The 7,517-nt window shown below is 74.1% G+C and carries 6 protein-coding genes; 1 reads left to right on the top strand and 5 read right to left on the bottom strand.

Annotation, left to right across the window (positions count from 1 at the left end; genetic code table 11):
- Positions 1–210: 210 nt before the first annotated feature.
- From hutH to ABZ887_RS50660, 3 genes are all read right to left on the bottom strand, one after another.
- Positions 211–1,749, bottom strand: a complete 1,539-nt coding sequence (gene hutH, locus ABZ887_RS50670) for a histidine ammonia-lyase (protein WP_361306445.1) — start codon at positions 1,747–1,749, stop codon at positions 211–213.
- A 76-nt stretch (positions 1,750–1,825) separates the two neighbouring features.
- A complete protein-coding gene (locus ABZ887_RS50665; protein ID WP_361306443.1) occupies positions 1,826–2,971 on the bottom strand; it encodes a sensor domain-containing diguanylate cyclase in 1,146 nt (381 codons plus the stop codon).
- Positions 2,972–3,189: 218 nt separating this feature from the next.
- Positions 3,190–3,990 carry an enoyl-CoA hydratase-related protein gene (locus ABZ887_RS50660; RefSeq protein ID WP_361306441.1) on the bottom strand — a complete coding sequence of 267 codons (801 nt, stop codon included), beginning with the start codon at positions 3,988–3,990 and terminating at the stop codon, positions 3,190–3,192.
- Between the two features lie 213 nt (positions 3,991–4,203).
- Between ABZ887_RS50660 and ABZ887_RS50655 the strand changes: the two genes are divergently transcribed.
- Complete coding sequence (locus tag ABZ887_RS50655) at positions 4,204–4,902, top strand: hypothetical protein (protein ID WP_361306439.1); 699 nt, start codon at positions 4,204–4,206, stop codon at positions 4,900–4,902.
- A 42-nt stretch (positions 4,903–4,944) separates the two neighbouring features.
- Here the strand turns inward: ABZ887_RS50655 and ABZ887_RS50650 are convergent, their stop codons facing one another.
- Positions 4,945–6,060: an adenylate/guanylate cyclase domain-containing protein gene (locus ABZ887_RS50650; protein WP_361306437.1), complete on the bottom strand. Its 1,116-nt coding sequence runs from the start codon at positions 6,058–6,060 to the stop codon at positions 4,945–4,947.
- A gap of 356 nt (positions 6,061–6,416) precedes the next feature.
- Complete coding sequence (locus ABZ887_RS50645; RefSeq protein ID WP_361306435.1) at positions 6,417–7,292, bottom strand: biotin--[acetyl-CoA-carboxylase] ligase; 876 nt, start codon at positions 7,290–7,292, stop codon at positions 6,417–6,419.
- Positions 7,293–7,517: the final 225 nt, after the last annotated feature.

Here is a 7,517-nt window from a genome sequence, read left to right as displayed (position 1 = left end):
GCCGTTATGACTTACACCGCGCCACCGTCGTTTATAACGGCCAATTCACCAAAGCTTATGTATATTGCGCTGTTCCCCGCGCCCCTTTGGGGCGCGGGGAACTGCGCAGCTTTGGGCCGCGTGCCGCGCGCTTCTGAGAGAGGACGCGGGGAGAAACCAAGGGGCGCGGGGAACTGCGCGACCAGCCCCCACCCACCCGCGGCCAAACGACTACCGCAACGCCCCCGTCACCTTCTCCGCCGCCGCGACCACGCCCCCGCCCCGCACGAACTCCTCCGCCGCGGCCAGGTCCGGCGCGAGGAACCGGTCGGGCCCAGGCCCCTGTACCCCCGCGGAGCGCACCGCGTCGATGACCGCCTGCGAGGCCGGTGCCGGCGCCAGCCCCTCCCGCAACTCGACGGCCCGGGTGGCCGCGTACAGCTCGACGGCGATGATCCGCGTCAGATTGCCCACGGCCGTCCGCAGCTTGCGCGCCGCCGACCACCCCATCGACACGTGGTCCTCCTGCATCGCCGAGGACGGGATCGAGTCGGCCGACGCCGGAACGGCAAGCCGCTTCAGCTCGCTCACCAGCGCCGCCTGCGTGTACTGGGCGATCATCAGCCCCGAGTCGACGCCCGCGTCGTCCGCGAGGAACGGCGGCAGCCCGTGGCTGCGGTTCTTGTCCAGCAGCCGGTCCGTCCGCCGCTCGGCGATGGACCCGAGGTCGGCCACCGCGATGGCGAGGAAGTCGAGGACGTAGGCGACCGGCGCCCCGTGGAAGTTGCCGTTGGACTCCACCCGCCCGTCGGGCAGGACGACGGGGTTGTCGACGGCCGACGCCAGCTCCCGCTCCGCGACCAGCCGGGCGTGCGCGAGCGTGTCCCGCCCGGCCCCGGCCACCTGCGGAGCACACCGCACCGAGTACGCGTCCTGGACGCGCGGCGCGTCGTCCTGGTGATGCCCGGTCAGCTGGGAGCCCTGGAGCACGGCGAGCATGTTGGCGGCGCTGTCGCCCTGCCCCGGGTGCGGCCGGATGGCGTGCAGCTCGGGCGCGAGCACCCTGTCCGTGCCGAGGAGCCCCTCAAGGCTCAACGCGGCCGTGACATCGGCGGACTTGTACAGCATGTCCAGGTCGGCGAGGGCCATCACCAGCATGCCGAGCATGCCGTCGGTGCCGTTGAGAAGGGCGAGCCCCTCCTTCTCGCGCAGTTCGACGGGGGCGATCCCGTGTTCGGCGAGCAGCTCGCCGGCGGGCCGGACGACCCCGTCGGGGCCCTCGGCGTCCCCCTCGCCCATGAGCGTGAGGGCGCAGTGCGAGAGCGGGGCCAGGTCCCCGGAGCAGCCCAGGGAGCCGTACTCGTGCACGACCGGGGTGATGCCGGCGTTCAGCACGTCGGCCATGGTCTGGGCGACCTCGGGACGCACACCGGTGTGTCCGGAGCAGACGGTCTTCAGCCGCAGGAACATCAGGGCCCGTACGACCTCGCGCTCCACCCGCGGTCCCATGCCTGCCGCGTGCGAGCGGACGATGTTGCGCTGCAGCTGGGCCCGCAGCTCCGGGCTGATGTGCCGGGTCGCCAGGGCGCCGAAGCCGGTGCTGACGCCGTAGACCGGCTCCGGCTTGGCCGCCAGCGCGTCCACGATCTCGCGGGCCGCCGCGAGCGCCGCGACCGCCTCGGCCGAGAGCTCGATCCGGGCGCCGCCGCGCGCCACGGCGAGAACGTCGGACGCGGTGACACCGGACGTCCCCACCACCACAGTGTGCATATCCATATTCAGGAGCGTACGCAGTGAATGCGCCTGCTGTCACTACTGGGGCACGGGGTTGCCCCTTACTTGTACGTCACAGCCCCCGGCGCCCGCGGAAGCTCCGCCGTTCGGCCCGCTCCGGCGGCGGCGCGTCGGCCAGCCGTACGACGGGATCGTCCGGCCCCTCCCGCCCGGCCACCACCGGCCGGTCCGCGCGCAGCGCCTTCGCCCGGTACTGGGCGGCGTCGGCGAGCCGGAACAGCCGGCGGGCCGAGCGCACCGGCCCGATCGGGTCCGCGGTCGAGGCGACCCCGCACGCGACCCCCTCGCCGAGTTCCAACTCCCCGGCCCGGCGGCAGAGTTCGTCGGCCGCCTTGACCACGTCGTCGGCCGACGGGCCGACCGCGAGCAGACAGAACTCGTCCCCGCCGAGCCGCGCGGCGAGCGCGCCCGGGAGCATCGCCCCGCACAGCGACAGCACCGACCCGAAGCGTTCGAGCAGACGGTCGCCGACGGCGTGCCCACGGGTGTCGTTCACCTTCTTGAGCCCGTTGAGGTCACAGACGACGAGGCTGACCACGGCCCCGTCCACGCGGTGCTGCTCGATCGCCTCGTCGAGGCGCACGTCGACGGCACGGCGGTTGGCGAGCCCGGTCAGCGCGTCGGTGTACGCGAGCCGGCGGGCCTCCTCCAGTTGCTCGGTCTGCGCGATCCCGGCGGCGGCGACGGAGGCGAGGACGGTGGCGAAGTCGGCGTCGGCACGGTCGAAGACGGGCGCGCGGGCGGCGCGGGCCACGTACAGCTCGCCCCAGGCCCTGCCGTGCAGCACGATCGGGGCGACCAGGCAGCAGCCGCGGCCCCGGCGGCGCAGGGCGGCGACACGCTGGTGGGAGTAACCGGGGCGGCCGGCCGCGGTGCCCTCGGCCGTCTCGACCCAGGCGTTGGGGCCGCCACCGCCCGCCCAGCGTTCGTGGAGGAACTCGGTGATCTCCGGGAACTGGTGCACCGGATAGGCCTCGGCCTCCGGGAACTCCTCCTCGTCCGGGGCGCGCTCCCCGACGTTCACGAGGACCCGCAGCCGGCCCAGGTCGCGCTCCCAGACGGAGAGCGCGGCGAAGCTGCCGTCCAGGGCGCGGCAGGCGCCGGCCGCGGCGGCGTGCCAGCACTCATGTGGGGTGTGAGCCGCAGCCATGCCCTGCGCCAGCGCGACGACGGCGGCCAGCCGGTTGTCCTCACCCATCACTCCAGGTTAGGGATTAATTGGCTCATTCGGGACATTGGTGCGGCGAACAGGTGTTGCGGGGCGCTGCCCAGCCGCCCCCTTCAGCTTCTTAGCTGCGGGCAGGCGTGCCGCAGGGCGGCACGGGTGGGCGCTGGGGGTCCCCCCGGCCGAAGGCTGGGGGAGGCACCCTGCCAGCGCCGGTAAGCGTCCCCAGCCCCCGCCCCCACCCCCTCGCCTCACTCCCCCGGCCACTCCGGTGACCGCTTCTCGTTGAACGCCGCCACGCCCTCCGCCCGGTCCCCCGAGAACGCCACCGTCCGCCACGCCGCGTCCTCCACCTCGAGCCCCGTCCGCAGGTCCAGCCCATGGCCCAGCCGCAACGCCCGCTTCGCCGCCCGCAGCCCCACCGGCGAGTTCGCCGCCATCCGGGCCGCCAGCGCCAGCGCGGCCTCCCGGTCCCGCCCCGCCTCCACCAGCTCGTCGACCAGGCCCAGTTCACGCGCCTCCGGCGCCTCCACCCGGCGCGCCGAGAAGACCAGTTCGGCCGCGCGGGCCGCGCCGACCCGGCGGGGCAGCAGCTGTGTGCCGCCGCCTCCCGGAATCACGCCCACCGACACCTCGGGCAGGCCCACCACGGCCGTACCGTCGGCCACGATCACATCGCAGGACAGGGCCAGCTCGAAGCCCCCGCCGAGCGCATAGCCGTGCACGGCGGCGATCGTCGGCATCGGAAGCTCCAGCACGCCGGTGTACGCCCCGCGCGACAGCGGCCGCGACCGGAGCAGCTCCGCGTCGCTCATCCCGTTGCGCTCCTTGAGGTCGGCGCCGACGCAGAACGCCCGCTCGTGCGACGAGGTCACCACCACCACGCGCGCGTCCCGGTCGCCGCCGAGCGCGGCACACGCGGCGACGATCGAGCGGGCCATCGCCACCGACACCGCGTTCATCGCCTTGGGCCGGTCCAGCACCAGCTCCGCGACGTGCCCGTGCCGCCGCACCAGCACGAACTCCCCGTACCGCTCCTCGCTCCCGCTCATGTGATCCTCCGCTCGACCCGCCAACGAGTTAACGCCGGTTAACTCCCTCGATCATCGCAGCCGGGGCAGAGGCGGGGGAAGGGGCACCGGCCAGGCCGGACACCCTCGTTCGAGTGACATCCCGGGAGACTCCCGGCGCACGCCCCACGGGAGCGCATAACGTGCGCTCGCCACGGCGCACCGGGGGCGCGAGCGCATCGGGGAGGGATCGTGATGACCGAGACGTCGACGCAGCCGACGCCAGACACCGACCTCACGGCCGCAGAGCCGGCACAGCCGGTACCGAAGCCGTCGGCCACGGACACCGCGCGGCCGACGGCGCCGACCGACCGGGCGCCCGCAGCCCGGCCGCCCACGGACGCCAACCCGACCGGCCCGCGCCTCTTCACCCCCCGCCCCCGAGGCCGGCACCGCCGCCCCCGCCCCCGCAGGGTCCTGCTCGTGGCGGGCGGTATCGCGCTGGCCGCCGGGGCCCTGAGCCTCGTCCGGATGAACATCGATCCCGGCGTGGGCGGCCCCGGCACCGCCGAGGCCGAACCCCGGCTGGATCCGGGCACCGGGACGGACCGGTCGACCCCTGCCGGCGCCATGCTCGCCACCGCCACCGCTACCGCCGTCCCCCCGATGAGCTCCGCGCCTGCTTCGGCGGCGGGCGGGGCGAGCACCACACCGACGGCGACCTCCACCCTCGTATCCCCGTCGGCCACGCTCCCGACCACCGCACCGGCCACCCCGGGCACGACCACCATTCCCGAGGCCCCGAACACGCCGGCCCCCTCGGCCACCCGGCGACCGGACCCGGCACCGCCCCGAACCACACCCCCCGCCACGCCCGCGCCCACGCCCCAGCCCTCGAACCCCGCCCACCCCGGTCTCTGCGTCCCGATCATCGGCCTGTGCGTCGGCCCCTAGGGGCTCCCGTCGGCCATGGGACTTCCCACGAGCGCCGGACTTCTACGAGGACGGGACCGCGCCGTCCCGCCGGGTGAGCAGCCACGGCTCCACGACCCCCAGGCCACGCACCGGGCGCTGCCACATCGGCTGGAGCGCGAAGCGGTACGACGGGGGCTCCTCGCCCTCCTTCTCGGCGGTCGCCGCCTCCTCCGCGGCGGCCGCCTCCGAGGCCGGTGCCTCCCCCACCCGGATCAGCTCCTCCGCGAACGCGCTGTCGACGAGGACGGCGTCGCGCGGCGCTATCGAGGTGAGACGGGAGGCGAGGTTCACGGTCGTACCGAAGACATCGCCCATTCGGGTGGTCACCGTGCCGAAGGCCATGCCGACGCGCAGCTCCGGCATCGTCTCGTCGTGCGCCATCGTCTCGACCAGGCGCAGCGCGATGTCGGCGGCGATACCGGCGTCGTCGGCGGCGTACAGGACCTCGTCGCCGAGGGTCTTGATGAGCCGGCCGCCGCGGGCCGCCACCAGGTCGGCGGCGGTGGTCTCGAACGCCTCGACCAGCTCGCCGAGCTCCTCCTCCTCCATGCGCCGGGTCAGCCGGGTGAACCCCACGAGGTCGGCGAAGCCGACGGCGAGCCGGCGGTCGACCATCTCCTCGTCGTCGGTGGCCTGGACGACCCGGCCCGCCGAGGCGGCGAGCTGGCGGCGCCAGACGTAGACGAGGAACTCCTCCAGCTCGGGCAGGAGCAGTTCGACGATCGGGTACGTGACCTCGGTGCGGGTCATGCCCGGCTCGGGGGGCTCGGTCAGGCCCTCCAGGAAGGAATCCATCTGCCACTCCGCCAGACGGGCGGTGGTCTGCCCCGTGGACCGCGCCACCTGCACGGCCATGGCCTCGCTGAGCAGTCCCGCCTCGACGAGGCCGGCGAGCCGGCGCAGGGCCAGTACGTCGGCCTCCGTCAGCGCCTTGGCCTGCCCGATGTCTGCGAAGCCCATCGCCCGCCAGAACCTCGACGCCAGCTCCATGGAGACGCCTGCGCTGCGGGCCGCCTGGAAGGGGGTGTAGCGGCGCTCGGCCCCGAGGATCAGGCCTTCGAGACGCAGCGCGAGGGGATCCTCGCCGGAGTCGGCGGCGTCCGCGCCCTCGCCGGAGCCCGTGTCGTCGACGGTCACGCCTGCTGCCCTTCCGATCTACCGCGGTCGCATACCGACCGGCCTCAACTCTACGGCAGCTGTGCGGTAGCTCACTTCGTGAGGTAAGCCGACTTCGGGGTGGTGAGGGGTCGAGTTCCGGGTGCGGATGGGTGGGGGTTGCTCGCGCCCACGCGGCGGAGCCGCAAATCAAATACAGCCCCGCGCCCCTTACAGGGCACGACCTAGCTGCGGGCAGGCGTGCCGCAGGGCGGCACGGGTGGGCGCTGGGGGTCCCCCCGGCCGAAGGCTGGGGGAGGCACCCGGCCAGCGCCGGTAAGCGTCCCCACCCCCCGGCCCCAGCCCACCCGCACCCGCATCCGCATCCGCACCCACCCTCACGCCGGCCGCAGGTGCACGATGTCCCCCGCCCCCACCGGCTCCTGAACCCCTGCCTCCGTGGCGATCACCAGCCTCCCGTCGCCGTCGACCGCCACCGCCTCCCCGACCAGCGACCGGTCCCCGGGCAGCTCCGCCCGGACCGACCGGCCCAGCGTCGCGCACCCCGCCGCGTAGGCCTCCTGGAGCCCGCTCGCGGCCGGATCGCCGCCTGCCGCGCGCCAGCGCCCGTACCAGTCCTCCAGGGACCGCAGGACCGCCCTCAGCAGCGTCTCCCGGTCCGTGCTCACCGCCCCGGCCAGCGCCAGCGACCCCGCCTGCGGCACCGGCAGCTCCGCCGCCCGGAGCGTGACGTTGACGCCGACGCCGACCACCACACCGTCCTCGTCGGCCCGCTCCGCGAGGATGCCCCCGGCCTTGCGCTCCTCGTCACCGACGGTGACCAGCAGGTCGTTCGGCCACTTGAGCGCCGTGTCGACGCCCGCCGCCTTCGCCAGCCCCGTCGCCACCGCCACGCCCGTGAGCAGCGGCAGCCAGCCCCAGCGGGCCACCGGCACCTCGGCCGGCTTCAGCAGTACCGAGAAGAACAGGCCCGAGCGCGGCGGTGCCGTCCACTGCCGGTCCAGCCGGCCCCGCCCCGCCGTCTGCTCCTCGGCGACCAGCACCACTCCCTCGTCGGCGTCCCCCGCGACTGCCCGCGCCACGAGATCGGAGTTGGTGGAGCCGGTGCGGTCCACCACCTCGATGTCGCGGTACAGGCCCCCCTGGCCGCCGTCCCGCACCAGGGCCTTGCGCAGCCCCGCCGGGTTCAGCGGTGGACGGTCCAGGTCGGACCAACGATTGTTGTTCGCATCTGCTGCATCTCGCGGCGTCATGCAAGCCACCCTAGGTGTGTTGTACGCCGCACTGCCGTTTGGTAGGCGCCCCACTACGCTACGGATGAGTAACCGTCCCCCCTTTTGAGCAGGCAGGGAGCCGCATCCCGATGTCCGAGCCGGAAGAGATCGACATTCACACGACCGCGGGGAAGCTCGCGGATCTCCAGCGCCGTGTCCATGAAGCGACACACGCCGGTTCGGAGCGCGCGGTCGAAAAGCAGC

Source organism: Streptomyces sp. NPDC047061 (genome assembly GCF_040643955.1).
In the GTDB taxonomy this organism is placed as follows: domain Bacteria; phylum Actinomycetota; class Actinomycetes; order Streptomycetales; family Streptomycetaceae; genus Streptomyces.
Note: the sequence above shows the minus strand (reverse complement) of the source record. Positions and strands in the feature narration are given on the sequence as shown.